Origin of the sequence: Photobacterium iliopiscarium, from assembly GCF_003026395.1 — a bacterium.
GTDB lineage: Bacteria > Pseudomonadota > Gammaproteobacteria > Enterobacterales > Vibrionaceae > Photobacterium > Photobacterium iliopiscarium.
On sequence record NZ_PYOO01000021.1, the window covers coordinates 23082 to 41012 of the forward strand.

18 protein-coding genes are annotated in these 17931 nt (G+C 42.0%); 3 read left to right on the top strand and 15 right to left on the bottom strand.

Annotation, left to right across the window (positions count from 1 at the left end; genetic code table 11):
- Positions 1-200 precede the first annotated feature (200 nt).
- Complete coding sequence (locus C9J51_RS18415) at positions 201-407, top strand: cold-shock protein (RefSeq protein ID WP_045038403.1); 207 nt, start codon at positions 201-203, stop codon at positions 405-407.
- A gap of 91 nt (positions 408-498) precedes the next feature.
- On the opposite strand, the gene pgi is transcribed toward C9J51_RS18415, so the two are convergent.
- The 3 genes from pgi to C9J51_RS18430 form a co-directional block, all read right to left on the bottom strand.
- Positions 499-2151 (bottom strand): glucose-6-phosphate isomerase, encoded by a 1653-nt coding sequence (gene pgi / locus C9J51_RS18420; protein ID WP_045040779.1) that lies wholly within the window; start codon positions 2149-2151, stop codon positions 499-501.
- Positions 2152-2679: 528 nt separating this feature from the next.
- Positions 2680-3759, bottom strand: a complete 1080-nt coding sequence (alr, locus tag C9J51_RS18425) for an alanine racemase (protein WP_045038401.1) — start codon at positions 3757-3759, stop codon at positions 2680-2682.
- A 26-nt stretch (positions 3760-3785) separates the two neighbouring features.
- On the bottom strand, positions 3786-5183 hold the full coding sequence (locus C9J51_RS18430) for a replicative DNA helicase (protein ID WP_045038400.1): 1398 nt from the start codon (positions 5181-5183) through the stop codon (positions 3786-3788).
- A gap of 230 nt (positions 5184-5413) precedes the next feature.
- Here C9J51_RS18430 and C9J51_RS18435 point away from each other — a divergent pair, with 230 nt between their 5' ends.
- Complete coding sequence (locus C9J51_RS18435; RefSeq protein WP_045038399.1) at positions 5414-6172, top strand: DUF481 domain-containing protein; 759 nt, start codon at positions 5414-5416, stop codon at positions 6170-6172.
- A gap of 75 nt (positions 6173-6247) precedes the next feature.
- On the opposite strand, the gene rplI is transcribed toward C9J51_RS18435, so the two are convergent.
- From rplI to nsrR, 7 genes are all read right to left on the bottom strand, one after another.
- Entirely contained in the window at positions 6248-6700 is a 453-nt protein-coding gene (gene rplI / locus C9J51_RS18440) for a 50S ribosomal protein L9 (protein ID WP_045038398.1), read from the bottom strand.
- A gap of 38 nt (positions 6701-6738) precedes the next feature.
- Positions 6739-6966 (bottom strand): 30S ribosomal protein S18, encoded by a 228-nt coding sequence (gene rpsR, locus C9J51_RS18445; protein ID WP_045030943.1) that lies wholly within the window; start codon positions 6964-6966, stop codon positions 6739-6741.
- Positions 6967-6981: 15 nt separating this feature from the next.
- Positions 6982-7284, bottom strand: a complete 303-nt coding sequence (gene priB, locus C9J51_RS18450) for a primosomal replication protein N (RefSeq protein ID WP_045038397.1) — start codon at positions 7282-7284, stop codon at positions 6982-6984.
- Positions 7285-7293: 9 nt separating this feature from the next.
- Entirely contained in the window at positions 7294-7680 is a 387-nt protein-coding gene (rpsF, locus tag C9J51_RS18455) for a 30S ribosomal protein S6 (protein WP_045038396.1), read from the bottom strand.
- Positions 7681-7989: 309 nt separating this feature from the next.
- On the bottom strand, positions 7990-8724 hold the full coding sequence (gene rlmB / locus C9J51_RS18460) for a 23S rRNA (guanosine(2251)-2'-O)-methyltransferase RlmB (protein ID WP_045038395.1): 735 nt from the start codon (positions 8722-8724) through the stop codon (positions 7990-7992).
- Between the two features lie 3 nt (positions 8725-8727).
- Entirely contained in the window at positions 8728-11289 is a 2562-nt protein-coding gene (gene rnr, locus C9J51_RS18465; RefSeq protein ID WP_045038394.1) for a ribonuclease R, read from the bottom strand.
- A gap of 135 nt (positions 11290-11424) precedes the next feature.
- Positions 11425-11859, bottom strand: coding sequence for a nitric oxide-sensing transcriptional repressor NsrR (gene nsrR / locus C9J51_RS18470; protein WP_107275272.1), 435 nt, complete (start codon positions 11857-11859; stop codon positions 11425-11427).
- A 106-nt stretch (positions 11860-11965) separates the two neighbouring features.
- On the opposite strand from nsrR, the gene hmpA reads away from it, so the two are divergent.
- Complete coding sequence (hmpA, locus tag C9J51_RS18475) at positions 11966-13168, top strand: NO-inducible flavohemoprotein (protein ID WP_107275273.1); 1203 nt, start codon at positions 11966-11968, stop codon at positions 13166-13168.
- 90 nt (positions 13169-13258) lie between these two features.
- On the opposite strand, the gene motX is transcribed toward hmpA, so the two are convergent.
- From motX to hflK, 5 genes are all read right to left on the bottom strand, one after another.
- Complete coding sequence (gene motX / locus C9J51_RS18480) at positions 13259-13882, bottom strand: flagellar protein MotX (protein ID WP_045040781.1); 624 nt, start codon at positions 13880-13882, stop codon at positions 13259-13261.
- Positions 13883-14028: 146 nt separating this feature from the next.
- Positions 14029-15345: an adenylosuccinate synthase gene (locus C9J51_RS18485; protein ID WP_045038390.1), complete on the bottom strand. Its 1317-nt coding sequence runs from the start codon at positions 15343-15345 to the stop codon at positions 14029-14031.
- 120 nt (positions 15346-15465) lie between these two features.
- Positions 15466-15660 (bottom strand): DUF2065 domain-containing protein, encoded by a 195-nt coding sequence (locus tag C9J51_RS18490; protein ID WP_045030959.1) that lies wholly within the window; start codon positions 15658-15660, stop codon positions 15466-15468.
- Between the two features lie 75 nt (positions 15661-15735).
- Positions 15736-16737 (bottom strand): protease modulator HflC, encoded by a 1002-nt coding sequence (gene hflC / locus C9J51_RS18495; protein ID WP_045038389.1) that lies wholly within the window; start codon positions 16735-16737, stop codon positions 15736-15738.
- 2 nt (positions 16738-16739) lie between these two features.
- Positions 16740-17903: an FtsH protease activity modulator HflK gene (gene hflK, locus C9J51_RS18500; RefSeq protein ID WP_045038388.1), complete on the bottom strand. Its 1164-nt coding sequence runs from the start codon at positions 17901-17903 to the stop codon at positions 16740-16742.
- Between the last annotated feature and the right edge of the window lie 28 nt (positions 17904-17931).

The following is a 17931-nucleotide window of genomic DNA, read 5'->3' on the forward strand; positions in this document are numbered from 1 at the left end:
CAGTGATGGCACCTTCTGATCTTTTCTCTCCCTTCCTTGCAGCGCCTTTCTCTTTAAAATAAATTATCGTTAACTAAGACATAAAAGCACAATAAAACACTACTCATTGTCATAAATTCGATCTAGACTGAATTCGTCATAAGCACCTAGTTACCTATAAGCTATGACTACTACTATTAGTCTATAAGGGAAAGACGTACATGAGTAAACTGACTGGAACCGTAAAGTGGTTCAACGATGATAAAGGCTTTGGTTTTATTTCTGCTGCCGATGGTAAAGATGTATTTGTTCACTTCAGTGCTATTCAAGCACAAGGACGTAAAACTTTACGTGAAGGCCAAAATGTTGAATTTATCGTAACTGATGGTCAGAAAGGCCCGCAAGCTAGCGACGTTATCACGCTATAACTGCGCTAACGCCAAAAACAAAAAAACGCCGCAATCATCACGATTGCGGCGTTTTATTTTATCGGTCAATTACATTAACCAATAATAGGCATTATGCACGCCATTGTTTGAATGCGTTAATCAAACCATTAGTTGAACTATCGTGGCTTACAACACCTTCATTACTATTTAGCTCAGGTAAAATTTGATTAGCCAATTGCTTACCAAGTTCTACGCCCCACTGGTCAAAACTGAAGATGTTCCAAATAACACCTTGGGTAAAGATTTTGTGCTCATACAATGCAATTAATGCACCTAATGTGTATGGCGTAATTTCTTTAAGCAGAATTGAGTTTGTTGGACGATTACCTTCAAACACTTTAAATTCAGCTAGTTCATCGATTTCTGCTTGTGATTTACCGGCAGCCACAAATTCAGCTTCTACTGTCTCGCGGCTCTTACCAAATGCTAATGCTTCAGTTTGCGCGAAGAAGTTCGCCATTAGTTTAGGGTGATGATCACCTAATGGATTGTGGCTAATAGCAGGTGCAATAAAGTCACATGGAATCAACTTCGTGCCTTGGTGAATAAGTTGATAGAACGCATGTTGACCATTCGTTCCTGGCTCACCCCAAATGATAGGACCTGTTTGGTAATCTACTGGCTTGCCACCACGGTCGACATATTTACCGTTTGATTCCATGTTACCTTGTTGGAAGTAAGCAGGGAAACGGTGCATATATTGATCGTAAGGTAGAATTGCTTCAGTTTCTGCGCCGTGGAAGTTGTTATACCAAATACCAATTAACGCTAGAATTACAGGTAATTTTTGCTCTAGTGGCGCAGTTGCAAAATGGTTATCCATTGCATGACCACCTTCCAATAACTTAACAAAGTTATCAAAACCTACCGCTAAGCTAATAGAAAGACCAATTGCAGACCATAGTGAGTAACGACCACCCACCCAATCCCAGAACTCAAACATGTTATCAGTATCGATACCAAATTCAGCCACAGATTCTGCATTAGTAGAAAGTGCAGCAAAGTGTTTTGCAACGTGTGCTTTATCTTCCGCCATTGCTAAGAACCAATCACGCGCAGACAATGCGTTAGTCATGGTTTCTTGAGTAGTAAAGGTTTTAGATGCAATAAGGAACAACGTTGTTTCAGGGTTTAAATCTTTTAGCGTTTCAACAATGTGTGTCGCATCAACGTTAGAAACAAAGTGCATGTTTAGGCGTGTTTTGTACGCAGCTAATGCTTCTGAAACCATGTAAGGGCCAAGATCTGAACCACCAATACCGATATTAACGACATCAGTGATTTCTTTGCCGGTGTAGCCTTTCCACTCACCACTTACAATACGGTTAGTAAAACTTTCCATCTTCGCTAATACGGCATTAACGGCAGGCATAACATCTTCGCCATCAACAATGATTGGCGTATTACTACGGTTACGTAACGCAACATGGAGTACAGCACGATCTTCAGTACGGTTAATTTTCACACCGTTGAACATATCCGCAATGGCAGCATCAAGCTCAGTTTCTTTTGCTAATGCAAACAGCTTAGTCAACGTTTCTTCAGTGATCAGGTTCTTAGAGTAATCTAATAAAATATCAGAACCAAACTGAGCAGAAAATTTGGCAAAACGCTCGCTATCATTAGCAAATAAATCGCTTAATTCAAAATCTTTAGCTTGTTCAAAATGGGCAGTCAGTGCTTGCCACGCTTTAGTTTGCGTTGGATTGATGTTGTTTAACATAATAATGTTCCTGATTTTGTTATGTTCATCCCTCGAAGCATACCGCCTTCAAAAGATCCTCGATCTATGCTATTGACCCTAGATGACTAGGTTTCTAATAATACTATCTGTTACAACCAATTATGACGTTAACATCGTATTATCGTCATTGCGTCAGGTCACGAAAATATGATGCATCATACCTGTATTTATCAGCAAGATGATAATGGTAATCACTAATTAAACTAAAAGGTCTCATCGATAGATAAATAGCGATGTGGTATCACAAAATGATTCATTTTACCCCGAGAGCATGTGATTTTCACCTCATACCACCCCAGATAAAGTAAAATTCAATTATAATTCAATCACTAACAAATGGTATCGTATATTATTATTTTCAGCAGATATCAGCCAATTGAATCATTATTTTAGCGTAGGTTAAATCATTTTCAAATGACGAAGATATACAACAAATCGTTATGAATATTGGGGGACGCATAAATTTTAACTAAAAAAAAGCCGCAGACTAAACCACGGCTAATCTTTTTATGAATAAGTCATTGCCACTCGAGGCGTCAACTTAGTCATTAATTCATAAGCAATAACACCTGTATATTGTGCTACCACTTCAGCAGGTAAACCTTTACCCCATAAAATAGCTTCATCACCTACTTTATCGGTCGCATTCGGTCCTAAATCTACTGTCAACATATCCATTGAAACACGCCCAGCCGTTGGCACAATCCGACCATTAACCATCACTGGTGTACCATTAGGCGCACAACGTGGATAACCATCACCATAACCAATAGCAATAACACCCATTTTAGTATCTTGCTCACAGGTCCAAATGCCACCATAACCAACTTGTTCACCTTTTTTAACGTCACGAACAGCAATTAAGCTCGATGTTAACGTCATAACCGGTTGTAGATTATAGTTTGATGCTGAACGTTCTAATTCATCAAATGGTGACACGCCATACATAATAATGCCAGGACGGATCCATTCAAAGTGACTAGCTGGCCACGCTAAAATACCTGCCGACGCCGCTAACGAACGCTCACCTTGATAAGGCTTAATTAAAGTTGAGAAACATTCAATTTGGCTTACGGTAATATCACTCTCTAGATTATCAGCATTACCAAAATGACTAATAAATCGTAATGGTTTAGCAACATTATCACAGTCATTTAAGCGTTGCATAAACTCAGGTACTTGTTCTGGACGTAATCCAAGTCGGTGCATACCCGTGTCTATTTTTACCCATACACGTACAGGTGCATCCAGCTCAGCCTGTTCTAACGCTTCGAGTTGTTCTATCGAATGCACCACGGTATGAATATTATTAATCACCAAGACAGGAAGATCGGTTGGCGCATAAAAACCTTCTAATAATAGAATCGGTTTTACTACGCCACCAGCGCGTAATATTAAGGCTTCTTCTATACGCGCCACACCATAAGCATCAACATCGATAAGGCTTTTCGCCACATCTAATAACCCATGTCCATATGCATTGGCTTTAACAACCGCTAAAATTTTACTCTTTGGTGCCTGCAGGCGGATTTGACTCAGATTATGTGCCAAAGCTTGGGTATCAATATGTGCAGTTGCAGCTTTCATCCAATATCCTAAATAATTTTTAAGGCTTACTCTTCATCAAAGGCTGGACCAGCATAGTTATCAAAGCGAGAGAACTGGCCTTGGAACGTTAAACGCACAGTACCAATTGGACCATTACGTTGTTTACCTAAGATGATTTCAGCGATCCCTTTAAGGGCACTGTCTTCGTGATAAACCTCATCACGGTATATAAACATGATTAAGTCAGCATCCTGCTCGATAGCGCCAGATTCACGCAAATCGGAGTTTACAGGACGCTTATCTGCCCGTTGCTCTAACGAACGGTTAAGCTGAGAGAGGGCAACAACAGGCACATTTAATTCTTTCGCTAATGCTTTAAGCGAACGTGAGATTTCAGCAATCTCTAGAGTACGGTTTTCTTGTAGTCCTGGCACACGCATCAACTGAAGATAGTCGATCATGATCATACTAAGACCACCATTATCACGTGCAATACGACGTGCACGAGAACGTACTTCTGTCGGTGTTAAGCCTGAACTATCATCAATGAACATATTCTTCTTTTGCATCAGAATACCCATGGTTGATGATATTCGCGCCCAATCTTCATCGTCCAATTGTCCGGTACGAATTTTGGTTTGGTCAACACGCGATAATGACGCCAACATACGCATCATGATCTGTTCTGCGGGCATCTCTAATGAGAAAATCAGCACCGGTTTTTCTTGATCCATGGCTGCATTTTCACATAAGTTCATCGCAAAGGTGGTTTTACCCATCGATGGACGCGCAGCAACAATAATCAAATCAGAGCCCTGCAAACCAGCAGTCTTCTTATTTAAATCAGTAAAGCCTGTTGATACACCCGTTACACCATCTTGTGGTGACTGATAAAGCAACTCGATACGTTCAAGCGTACGCTCTAAAATAGTATCGACGTTTTGCGGACCTTCTTTATCGTTGGTACGTTGTTCAGCAATCGCAAAAACTTTACTTTCGGCCATATCCAGCAAATCTTCACTGGTACGCCCTTGTGGATCATAACCGGCATCGGCTATTTCATTTGCCACGCCAATCATGTCACGGATCAATGCACGCTCACGAACAATATCAGCATACGCTAAAATATTCGCCGCAGACGGGGTGTTTTTTGCCAATTCAGCAAGGTAAGCAAAACCACCGACACCATCAAGTTTATCCGAGCGCTCAAGATGTTCAGACAAAGTGATCAAATCAAGTGGCTGTCCACCTTCCAATAAGGCTGCGGTTGCCTCAAAGATAATCCGATGAGGACGGCTGTAAAAGTCTTTCGCAACCACTTTCTCAGCAACAGTATCCCAACGCTCATTATCCAACATTAAACCACCAAGTACTGATTGCTCAGCCTCAAGTGAATGTGGTGGCATCTTAATGGCGTCCATTTGATTATCTTTTAATTGTTTCGATTTACGATTATCTGTCATAACAATTGTGCATTTACCAAAACCAAGAACGAAGCTCGATAGTATAACCGATCCCCTGCTTCTGCGTAGCTATAAACGATTACGATTGATCACTTCCCATGGTAACAATTATCCTCCTTTTTAGTTTCACGAATAGTATGCCCACGATTTCTAACCAAACGTTGACAAATTTACGTTAGAATGTGGCATCAATATTTCTAGATTTATACGACCCTGCCAGCGGAGGACTTTTGGCAAGATATATACTCACATTACTTTTGCTTGCCACTACCGCAGCTCATGCTAGTGAAGAATCGACACCTGAAGCACCGACTGAACCTTCGCCATTAACCAGTACTATCGGCTTGGGTTATCAAGCACTATCGGGTAACTCTGACTCCCAAACCTTAAATGGTAATGTTGCACTAACCTATACTAAAGGCCGCTATCAAACTAACGGTGATGCTAAGTTCATCATGGCAAAAAAAGATGGCGAAGAAGACAAACGTAAAATGTCAGTCAGCTTAAAGTCTAAACGGATGATCCGTGATGGTTATTATTTTTATGGTAATGGCAGCTATATTGATGACCGCTATGGGCCTTATTACGCAGATTCAATCGTCTCAACCGGTATCGGTTACCGTTTATTTAGCTATGAGACATTTCAAACATTAGTGGATATTGGCCCTGGCTTTCGCCACCAAGATCCTAATCTCGATGAGATAAAAAGCGACAGTATTGTTAAACAAGAAGTCGTTAATGAAATGGTGCTACAAAGTACAATCGATATTCAATGGAAGCCCTTAAAAAACCTGACCCTCAGTGCTAAATTTAACGTCATTTCAGGGCAAAGTAACACCACCTTAGAAAGCACCTTCAATGCGACTAATGCGATCACTGACAATATTGCTTTAAACGTAGGTTACACTCAAACCGCTTATTCTTGGGTACCTGAAGGCATGCAAAATTCCGACAGCACCACCACAATCTCACTGATTTACACTTTATAAATCACGATTCCCTAAATTTCAGACATAAAAAAACCAGCCCTAAGGCTGGTTTTTTACTATTAAAGCTAAAAGCGATTACTGAGCAGCAACAACGTTTAGTTTAACAGTTGCGAATACGTCTGAGCTTAGCTGAACGCTAACTTCAAATTCGCCAGTCGTACGTAGTGCACCTTCAGGTAGACGTACTTCACTCTTAACAAGTGCAACGCCAGCTGCAGAAACTGCATCAGCGATGTCACGAGTACCGATTGAGCCGAATAATTTACCTTCGTCACCAGATTTAGATGCAATAACTACACCTTCAAGTACGTTAAGTGCTTCAGCACGTGCTTGAGCAGCAGCATGTTGCTCAGCAACTTTAGCTTCTAGCTCTGCACGACGTGCGTCGAACATTTCAACGTTCGCTTTAGTCGCCATAACTGCCTTAGCCTGTGGGATAAGGAAGTTACGAGCATAGCCCGCTTTAACGTTAACCTGGTCGCCAAGGCCACCTAGGTTAGCGATTTTATCAAGTAGAATAACTTGCATTATCTTGTCCTCTATAAAGTTCTAAAAACGACTATCGCTTACAGATGCTTATCTGTGTACGGTAGAAGTGCTAGGTAACGAGAACGCTTGATAGCGCGAGCTAGCTGACGCTGGTATTTAGCGCGAGTACCAGTGATACGGCTAGGTACAATCTTACCAGCTTCAGTGATGTAGTTTTTCAGAGTTGCTACGTCTTTGTAGTCAATCTCTAGTACGCCTTCTGCTGTAAAACGGCAGAATTTACGACGACGGAAGAAACGAGCCATGGGCTATCTCCTGATCTAAATTAAGTCAATGTGATCGGCATGCAAAACTAATTTCCCGATACCATTACGGCCGGTTTGGTAAGAGATAAATCCCTCCACCTTAATTGTGCTTCCGACAACTAAATCTTGAGTGAGTACTTGTTGACCTTTACCACTGATTACCACGTTAATATAACAATATATTTGACGTGGTAAGTCAGCTTCCCGCTGCACAGAACGATGCTCAAGCACAAAGTGACAATGAGGTATGCCTGCCGGGGATTGGCTTCGTTTGGGATGCTTGGCAATAGTGCCAGTCAACACCAGACGATTAGTCATTAATACAAATTACTCAGCAGCTGCTTCGCCTTCAGATTGTGCTTCAGCACGATCTTCACGCTTAGTAAAACGCTCTTCTTTAGCCTTCATCATAGGAGATGGCTCAGTAACAGCGTGTTTAGTACGCATGATCATGTTACGGATCACTGCGTCGTTGAAGCGGAAGTTTGACTCAAGCTCGTCAACAACATCTTGCTTAGCTTCTACGTTCATAAGAACATAGTGAGCTTTGTGCAATTTGTTAATTGGGTAAGCCATTTGACGGCGGCCCCAATCTTCTAGACGGTGAATTTGACCACCAGAATCTTTGATAGCAGCAGTGTAACGCTCGATCATGCCAGCAACTTGCTCGCTTTGATCAGGGTGCACCATGAATACGATTTCGTAATGACGCATAGGTTGCTCCTTACGGATTATTCAGCTTCCCTTGTCGGCTCGGTTATCCTGGGGAAGCAAGGAACTAAAAAAAAGAACCGAGAATTTGGATGACGGATAGTACAGAGAATGATCAATCTAGGCAAGCTTATTTTATCGCCAACCGCTGTTTTTCAACGAAATGAACATTAACCTCAGCAGATAGTGTCTACCGCTCAGTGACAACCCGTCTCAATGCTCATTTTTCATACCAGACCATAATAAAAAACCCACTCAGTAATCACTGAGTGGGTTTAAATAATTATGCAGTTATTTATGCTTAATCACGCATTATCCGCGTTGACGTACCGCTTCAAATAAACAAATACCTGTCGCAACAGACACGTTCAAACTTGAGACAGAACCCGCCATTGGGATTTTGATCAAATCATCACAGGTTTCACGCGTTAAGCGACGCATACCTTCACCTTCAGCGCCCATAACAATCGCCAATGGCCCCGTTAGTTTACTGTGGTAAATATCATGAGTTGCTTCACCAGCAGTACCCACAATCCATACGCCTTTATCTTGTAACGCACGCATGGTACGAGCCAGATTGGTTACACGTACTAACGGCATAATTTCAGCCGCACCACATGCCACTTTACTTGCGGTCGCATTCAACTGTGCTGAGCGATCTTTTGGAACAATCACAGCCACAGCACCAGCGGCATCGGCATTACGTAAACACGCACCAAGGTTATGCGGATCAGTCACGCCATCTAAAATCAACAATAATGGATTTTCTGTGGTTGCTAACAAATCATCAAGGTTGTTTTCATTGTATTGCTTGCCTGGACGCACACGCGCAATAATACCCTGATGAGAAGCACCATCAACTTTGTCATCTAATGCTTTACGGCCCGCTTCTTGAATCGTGATGCCTAAGTCTTTCAACTCAGTAATTAGCGGCAGCAAACGATCATCTTCACGCCCTTTCAGTACGAATACTTCAATAAAGCGCACCGGATCAGATGCGAGTACAGCTTTAACGGCATGGATGCCAAAAATCATATCATTACTCATGGATTAACTCTTCTTTGCTGCGCGTTCTGATTTACCCGCACGTTGCTTTTTCTTCTTGCGAACTTTGGGTTTCTTTTTAGGATCAGTCAGCGGCTTTTCATCCGTTAACTTACGTGGTTTTTTATTTCTTGGCTTTTTCTTTTTAGCGTCAGCTTCTGGAACTGCGTCTTCTTTTAACTTCTTACGTACAGAAGAACGCTCACGTTTACTTTTATTACGTGATTCAACCTTCGCTTCACCGTCTTCAACTTTAAACACAGGCATGCCTTGACGTTTTAAGCCATCAGCTTTACGCATGCGTTGTTTTTTCTCACGACCTTTAGCCGTTTTACCTGCACCGCGTTGTTTACGCTCTGCGCCAACGATATCAAAATCTAATTGACGATCATTTAAGTTAATAGCCGCGACTTTAACGTGAACGGTATCGCCTAAACGATAAATAACACCAGAACTCTCACCCACCAAGCGTTGACCCACAGGATCAAATTGGTAGTAATCATTGGCAAGGTTTGAAATATGCACTAAGCCGTCAATGTTAAGCTCATTGAGACGCACAAAGAAACCAAAGCCAGTAACATTCGCAATTACACCTTCAAACTCATCGCCAAGGTGATCTTGCATGTACTCACATTTAAGCCAATCAGACACATCACGAGTTGCATCATCAGCACGACGCTCAGTGGTTGAACACTGCTCGCCAATAGCATCAATTTCTTCAAATGAATAATGATGACCGCCAGTTAATGTATCGTTTTTCGTGTTACCTGCTTGCTTAGCAATTAAAAATTTAATGGCGCGGTGCAAGGTTAAATCAGGGTAACGACGGATTGGCGAGGTAAAGTGAGCATACTGGCTCAGTGCTAAACCAAAGTGACCGATATTATCCGCTTGATAGATCGCTTGTTTCATAGAGCGTAATAGCATGGTTTGAATTAATTCACGATCGTTACGATCTTGAATTAAATTCGCTAACGCTGCGTAATCTTTTGGACTTGGCTCTAAACCGCCACCCAACTCTAGACTTAGCTCGCCCAAGAAATCACGGAAACCTTGTAAACGTTCTTCACCAGGGGTGTCGTGAACACGGTATAGCGCTGGCTCTTTGGCACTTTCAACAAATTGTGCTGAAGCGATATTGGCTAAAATCATACATTCTTCGATGATTTTATGCGCTTCATTACGTACTAACGGTACGATGTTCTCGATCTTACGATCAGCATTGAAAACAAACTTAGTTTCAATGGTTTCAAATTCAATTGCACCACGCGCTTCACGAGCAACTTTCAGCGCTTTAAACATGCTGTAAAGTTCTTCAAGATGCGGCACTAATGGCTGATAACGTTGACGAAGTTCTTCATCACCATCAAGCATGTTACTTACTTTAGTGTAAGTTAACCGCGCATGTGAGTTCATCACCGCTTCATAATGCTTATAACCTGTAAGCTTACCGCTCTCAGAAACGGTCATCTCACACACCATACACAAGCGATCGACTTGTGGGTTAAGTGAACATAAACCATTTGAAAGCACTTCTGGCAGCATTGGAATAACTTGAGCTGGGAAGTAAACCGAGTTACCACGTTTTAGGGCTTCGTTATCCAATGCTGATTTAGAACGCACGTAATAACTTACATCGGCAATTGCCACCCATAAACGCCAGCCACCATCAGGATTACGCTGACAGTGCACAGCATCATCAAAGTCACGAGCATCTTCACCATCAATGGTTACCAATGGCAATTGACGTAAATCAACACGACCCAATTTAGCGTCTTCTGGCACTTCTTCAGTAAGATGCTTTATTTGATTGTCGACTTCTGATGGCCACACATGAGGAATATCATGGGTGCGCAAAGCGATTTCAATTTCCATACCCGGTGCCATATTCTCACCCAGTACTTCAACCACACGACCCACCGCATTATGCTGACGTGTTGCACGTTGATTGATCTCAACCACAACCACATTACCCATACGGGCACCTTGACGGACGTCTTGTGGAATAATGATATCTTGTGCAATACGAGAATCATCTGGTACCACGTAACCCATTCCATCTTCAAGGAAGAAACGGCCCACAATTTGATTCGGTGATTCAGTTAACACACGCACAACACGGCCTTCACGACGGCCGCGTTTATCTTCGCCATCAGCTTGCGCTAAAATGTAATCACCGTGGATCACACTCCGCATTTGATGGGCAGGTAACAATAAATCAGTTTCTTTAGTGTAAGTACCTTCAGGGCGTAAGAAGCCAAAACCATCACGGTGGCCAATAACGTAACCTTTAATTAAATCTAAACGCTCAGGCAATGCGTAACATTGGCGACGAGTAAAAATTAATTGACCATCACGTTCCATCGCACGTAAGCGACGACGCAAACCTTCATATTGATCATCACCTTTTAGCTCTAACGCAGCAAATAACTGGTCGCGACTAACGGGTGTACTAAAACCTCGAATTACTTCTAATAGTAGTTCACGGCTTGGAATAGGATTTTCGTAATTAGATGCTTCGCGTTCGCGAAAAGGATCAACCGGTAAATCGGTAGTACCTTTAGACATAAACAGTTCCTGTTGGCCAACCATATATTAAGTATACTCAGCTCTTAGGTGAACAGATGGGAACAGGCAATAAATACCTATTCCACTTAAATAATAGGGAGTAGTGTGATGCTAGATCATTATCTTTGAATGATCTTAGTGTTCTGCAGGCAACCCTAATAAGACACGCAATGGTGGATTATTATCTACCAAAGTCAATAAGGTGTACTTATCTAGCTCATTTAAAAAAGCATTACGCGCATCAGCAAGGATCCCCTTTAGCTGACATGCAGGAGTAATATTACAAAAATCAGGCGCACAATTAATGATTTGTAACGGTTCAATCGCCCTTACTACATGCCCTAATACAATATTTCCCGCAGGCATTCCTAACCGAATACCACCATTTTTTCCGCGTATGGTTTCTACATAACCTAATTGGCCTAATTTATTAATAATTTTGACCATGTGGTTGCGCGACACGCCATAAGTGTCGGTTACTTTTGTGATACTTGTTAACTCGCCTTCAGGTAAGCTAGCAAGATATATCAAGGCTCGTAGGCCATAATCGGTAAAACTGGTTAACTGCACATTCACTCCTCCTGTTGCTATTTTAATCTTGTTCTTGACTAAAAGATACAGATCAGATACAACTTATAACATACATTATAAATACAACTTACAAATAGAGAAAGTCATGCTCACTCAAAAAACCATTGATATCGTAAAAGCGACCGCACCTGTGATTGCCGCAGCAGGCCCTGTCGTCACTCAACATTTTTATCAACGAATGTTTCAACATAACCCTGAACTTAAAGATGTTTTTAATATGAGCCATCAACAAGGCCCAGATAAAAACACTCCATCAAGCCAACAGCAAGCATTATTTAACGCTATCTGTGCTTACGCTAATAATATTGATAACTTAGCAGTACTATTACCTGCCGTCGAAAAAATTGCTCAAAAACACACCAGTTTTTTAATTACGGCAGATCAATATCAGATCGTAGGCCATCACCTTTTAGCGACTATTGATGAATTATTAGCGCCAGGACAAGAGGTATTAGACGCGTGGGGAGAAGCTTACGGCATATTGGCGAATATCTTTATTAACCGTGAACAAGAAATCTACCAAGAAAGTGATGATAAAATTGGCGGTTGGCGTGGCACACGTGAATTTATGGTAACAAGTAAGCAGCCTAACAGTGAATTAATCACCAGCTTTACTTTTACACCAACAGATGGCGGTCAAGTAGCGACCTACAAACCTGGCCAGTACTTAGGTATTTATATTAATGCCGATGAACTCGCGAACCAAGAAATCCGCCAATACAGTTTATCGTCAGCGCCTAATAACAATCATTATCGTATTTCTGTAAAACGCGAAACCCAAGGTACGGTATCAAACTACCTTCACGATAAAATTAATGTTGGCGATAAGATCAAACTGGTAGCTCCTGCTGGTGATTTTTTCTTGGATGTTAATCCACAAACCCCCGTAACGTTAATTTCAGCGGGTGTAGGTTTAACGCCAATGCTCGCCATGCTTGAAACACTGACCCAACATCAAGCGCCAGTGAATTGGTTACACGCAACAGAAAATGGTCAGCAACACGCTTATAAAGATCATGTAAAAACACTGGCAAATCAACATTCGCACATTTCAGCATTAACATGGTACAACGCGCCAACGAGTGGCGATCGTCAAGCAGAAGATTATGATTACCAAGGCTTGATCGAGCTTGATAAAATTGCTACTCAAATTTCAGATCCTGAAATGCATTTTTATTGCTGTGGTCCAGTTGGCTTTATGCAATTTATCGCTAAACAGTTAATTGAACTGGGTGTAACTAGCGATCGCATTCACTATGAATGTTTTGGGCCGCATAAAGTACTGTAATATTTTTAATTATCGTCCGCATAATTACAGCGCCTCAATTAAAAACAGCACCTAATAAGGTGCTGTTTTTATTGAAATCTATACCCATGACTACCAAAAAGATGAACGTCGTTTAGCGCGCGCAATAATATTAGCCGGCATCTTTTGTTCTAGTTGGTGCCGTAATCGGCGTAATTGTTGATGCTGATATTTATCGGTGGTCACAGTTTGATATAGCCATCGGTACGCATCTTCAAAATCTAACGGACTGCCATTATCAGCAATCAGTAATTGGGCTAATTGAATCCGGGCACGAATATTTCCAAGTGCAGCAGCTTCACGTAAATAAGGAATAGCGCGCTGTTTATCTTGCTGCAAAATAACACCTTGAGCGTAATAACGCCCTAATTGTTCTAACGCAACAGGTACGCCTTGTTGAGCAGCTGCACGCATATAATACACGCCTTGTTCAACATCTTTTGGCACACACACGCCCCACGCTAACATATCGCCGTAAAGAAATTGATAGGTCGGTGATTCTGTTTGTTGAGCGCGAGCTTGAATATCTTGTACTAATTGACAGTCATCTGCTTTTACTTGGCGTAAATGCTGGTTGGTCGTAAACCACACGCTAAGCTGATCCTCAGTGTAAATAGGCACCGCATCACCAACTACAGCAATAGCATATGCAGGGGTTGCCAACCAAATAGCAGCGGTCATCAGTAAGCGCTTCATTTACATTCCTCAAACATCGAATAGTTATCTATCGGCAATGTACAACGAAACTTTAATCATGACAGATGGCAGTCTAACCGTAATATTGAGCTATAAAAAAACCAGCTCGAAAGCTGGTTTTTTTCACTTAGAACAACCGCGAGTGATTACTCACCGTATGGGTGAACTTTGATGATTGTCTCGTTACGGTCAGGACCAGTAGAGATAATATCAATAGGCACACCTGTTAGCTCTTCAATACGGGCAATGTAATCAAGTGCTGCTTGTGGTAGCGCATCCAGTGTTTTAGCACCAAATGTTGTTTCGCTCCAGCCAGGCATTGTTTCGTAGATTAGCTCTAGATCTTCGTACGCATCAGCCGCCATTGGAGAAACTTCTAGAATCTCACCAGACTTAGTTTTGTAACCAGTACAGATCTTCAGCTCTTTAAGACCATCTAGTACGTCTAATTTAGTTAGACAGAAACCAGAGATAGAGTTGATTTGTACCGCACGACGCATAGCAACCGCATCGAACCAACCAGTACGGCGTAAACGACCTGTCGTTGCGCCAAACTCGTTACCAACAGTACCTAAATGCTTACCGATAGGATCTTGCTTTTCTAGACCGTCATAAAGTTCAGTCGGGAAAGGACCTGCACCCACACGCGTACAGTATGCCTTCGCGATACCTAGGATGTAACCTAAGTAACGAGGACCAAAACCAGAACCAGCAGCAACACCACCAGCAGTAGTAGTTGACGACGTTACGTATGGGTAAGTACCGTGGTCAATATCAAGCAATGTACCTTGCGCACCTTCAAACATGATCTTGTCGCCACGTAGACGCGCATCATCAAGTTCTTTCGTTACGTCGATAACCATTGATGTTAATAGGTCTGCTTGAGAAAGTACTTTTTCTAGTACTTCTTCATAGCTTACAGGTTCAGCATGGTAGTAATGCTCAATCTGGAAGTTATGGTAAGCCATAACATCTTTAAGCTTTTCAGCAAATGCGGCTTTATCGAATAAATCACCAACGCGAAGACCGCGACGAGCAACTTTATCTTCATAAGCAGGACCGATACCACGACCTGTAGTACCAATTGCTTTTTTACCACGAGCCGCTTCGCGTGCTTGGTCAAGAGCAATATGGTAAGGAAGAATTAGTGGACAAGCTTCTGATAGGAACAGACGCTCACGAACAGGAATACCACGTGCTTCTAGTGGACCCATCTCATTCATTAGTGCATCAGGAGAAAGTACAACACCATTACCGATGATGCATTTAACATTGTCACGTAGGATACCTGATGGGATCAGGTGAAGAACAGTTTTCTCACCGTCAATAACTAGGGTGTGACCGGCGTTGTGTCCGCCTTGGTAGCGAACTACATATTTTGCATCTTCGGTCAGCAGGTCAACAATCTTACCTTTACCTTCGTCACCCCATTGGGTGCCAAGAACGACTACATTATTTGCCATCTTTCTTCATCTATCGTAGTTAAAAAAGGATTCTAGCACCTTAACCGCCCGCTTGCAGTCATTTTTGGCTTAATACATTTCATATTTGATGCGTTTCATCTGTTTTTTATGGCTGTTTTTCTACATTCTCAAATACATCATATACGCAATAACACTGCCAGCCACGACCAAACATCCACCAATACGACGTAGCGTATTATCATCTTGTTGACTTAATTGGCTAACCATATTTCGCCACCCTTGTGGCGCGAATAATGGTCCTAACCCTTCAACAATTAACACTAAACCAATGGCTAACAAAATGGTATTCATCATATATTTCATCCAAAAAAAAAGACAAGGCCGAAGCCTTGTCTTTATTATAACGATAGCGCTATTAGTAAAGCGAATTTACTTTGCTGGTAACTCTGAATGGTTCATGTATTTAAAGAACTCATTATTCGGATCAACAACAAGAATGTCATTTTTCGAACTAAAGCTATTTTCATACGCCTTCAAAGAACGCCAGAAACTGTAAAACTCAGGATCTTGATTGTACGCTTTCGCATAAATCTCAGCCGCTTTCGCATCTGCATCACCACGTACAACTTGTGCTTTACGCTTTGCGTCAGCCAAAACTGTTGCCACTTCAAGTTCTGAACGAGCACGAAGCTCTTCAGCACGTTGACGGCCTTGAGAACGGTAGCTACGCGCCACTGACTCACGTTCAGCACGCATACGACGGTAGATAGACTCGCTGATTTCATCAGGCAAGTTGATTTTCTTAATACGGAAATCAACTACTTCAATACCTAAGTCTTTCGCACTTTCACGCGTTTCTTCAAGTACATCAGCCATGATTTGATCACGTTGGCCTTCAACTTTCTTCACAGGTACAACATCTTCAATTACCGCTAGAGCAGCTTTCGCAGCCTTAGTTTGTGCAATATCAGATGGTGCAGCAGGCGCTGAAGTGCTGTCTTCTCCAGATACAATTTGTTTGATTTCTTTCGCGCCAATTTCAGCACGTAAGCTATCAACAACTTTACGCTTTAACAATGATTCCGCTGTTGATGTGTTACCACCGCCAGTCGCTAAGTAATATTTGCCGTAATCTTTAATACGCCATTTAACATAGGTATCAATGATAACGTCTTTTTTCTCAGCCGTTAGGAAACGATCAGCTTGGTCGTCCATCGTTTGAATACGCGCATCAAGATCATGCACACGGTCAAATACAGGGACTTTAAAGTGTAAACCTGGCTCGTAAATACGTGCAACTTCGGTATTGTTATCTTTTAGAATACGACCGAAACGCACGACGATACCACGCTCGCCCTCTTTCACAACAAACATAGACATCAATAATAGTGCGATAAAAATCACAACTACTGGGATGATTAACTTACGCATAATTAATATCTCCCTTGACGGCCAGTATCAGCACGTGGTGTTGGAGCAACTGGCGTTGGTGTTTCCACTTTTTCCAATTCAATACCACTTAATCGGCCAGAATCCACTGGCTTTTTCGCTTGGTTATTTGATTGATCCATTAGCTTTTCAAGCGGTAAATACATTACGTTATTACCACCAGACTTAGTATCAATTAACACCTTGCTGGTATTGCTGTATACACGTTCCATCGTATCAAGATACAAACGGTCACGGGTTACTTTCTTAGCCGCTTCATATTGTGGCAACAGCTTATCAAACTGTGCTACATCACCTAACGCACCATTAATAACACGCTCAGAATAACCTTCTGCTTCATTTTTCAGACGCTCAGCTCGACCGGTTGCTTTTGGCAAAATGTCATTACTGTAAGCTTCTGCTTCACGAACATAACGTTCTTCATCTTCACGTGCTGCAATAGCATCATCAAAGGCATCTTTTACCGCTTCAGGTGGACGCGCACTCTGGAAGTTAACGTCCACAACACGGATACCCATGTTGTATTTTGCGATAATTTTATCAATTGCAGCTTGAGTATTCGCACGAATAGTTTGACGACCGGTTGTTAACGCTTGATCCATAGTTGAATCACCGATAACCGCACGTAGTGCAGAATCAGTTGCTTGACGCAAACTATCATCAGCATTGGTAACACTAAATAAATATTTTTCAGCGTTATCAACACGGTATTGAACATCCATCTCAACTTTCAGCACGTTTTCGTCTTTGGTTAGCATTAAGCCAGAAGCTCGTAGCGAACGAATTGCTTGTACGTTAACAGGGATGACTTCATCAATAAAAGTCGGCTTCCAGTTCAAACCCGGCTTGACGATTTGATCAAACTTACCGAAGCGCAGCACAACACCTTGTTCTGCTTCACTTACAGTATAAAAGCCTGAAAATCCCCACACCGCTACAGCTAAAACTGCAACAGCACCCAAACCTACAGCGCTACCGCTGCCTGTTGGTCCTTTTTTACTACCAAACACACCACCAACCTTACGACTTAGTTTTGAGAAAACCTCATCCAGATCGGGTGGTCCTTGTTCACGTCCACCATGATTTTTATTACCCCAAGGGTCTTTATCATCACGGCCGCCGTTGTTACCAGGCTCATTCCACGCCATTATAGAACTCCATCAATGTGATATGACG

Coding starts and splice junctions, on each gene's coding strand:
- C9J51_RS18415 (WP_045038403.1), top strand. CDS start 201: ATGAGTAAACTGACTGGAACCGTAAAGTGGTTCAACGATGATAAAGGC.
- pgi (WP_045040779.1), bottom strand. CDS start 2,151: ATGTTAAACAACATCAATCCAACGCAAACTAAAGCGTGGCAAGCACTG.
- alr (WP_045038401.1), bottom strand. CDS start 3,759: ATGAAAGCTGCAACTGCACATATTGATACCCAAGCTTTGGCACATAAT.
- C9J51_RS18430 (WP_045038400.1), bottom strand. CDS start 5,183: ATGACAGATAATCGTAAATCGAAACAATTAAAAGATAATCAAATGGAC.
- rplI (WP_045038398.1), bottom strand. CDS start 6,700: ATGCAAGTTATTCTACTTGATAAAATCGCTAACCTAGGTGGCCTTGGC.
- rpsR (WP_045030943.1), bottom strand. CDS start 6,966: ATGGCTCGTTTCTTCCGTCGTCGTAAATTCTGCCGTTTTACAGCAGAA.
- priB (WP_045038397.1), bottom strand. CDS start 7,284: ATGACTAATCGTCTGGTGTTGACTGGCACTATTGCCAAGCATCCCAAA.
- rpsF (WP_045038396.1), bottom strand. CDS start 7,680: ATGCGTCATTACGAAATCGTATTCATGGTGCACCCTGATCAAAGCGAG.
- rlmB (WP_045038395.1), bottom strand. CDS start 8,724: ATGAGTAATGATATGATTTTTGGCATCCATGCCGTTAAAGCTGTACTC.
- rnr (WP_045038394.1), bottom strand. CDS start 11,289: ATGTCTAAAGGTACTACCGATTTACCGGTTGATCCTTTTCGCGAACGC.
- hmpA (WP_107275273.1), top strand. CDS start 11,966: ATGCTCACTCAAAAAACCATTGATATCGTAAAAGCGACCGCACCTGTG.
- motX (WP_045040781.1), bottom strand. CDS start 13,882: ATGAAGCGCTTACTGATGACCGCTGCTATTTGGTTGGCAACCCCTGCA.
- C9J51_RS18485 (WP_045038390.1), bottom strand. CDS start 15,345: ATGGCAAATAATGTAGTCGTTCTTGGCACCCAATGGGGTGACGAAGGT.
- C9J51_RS18490 (WP_045030959.1), bottom strand. CDS start 15,660: ATGATGAATACCATTTTGTTAGCCATTGGTTTAGTGTTAATTGTTGAA.
- hflC (WP_045038389.1), bottom strand. CDS start 16,737: ATGCGTAAGTTAATCATCCCAGTAGTTGTGATTTTTATCGCACTATTA.
- hflK (WP_045038388.1), bottom strand. CDS start 17,903: ATGGCGTGGAATGAGCCTGGTAACAACGGCGGCCGTGATGATAAAGAC.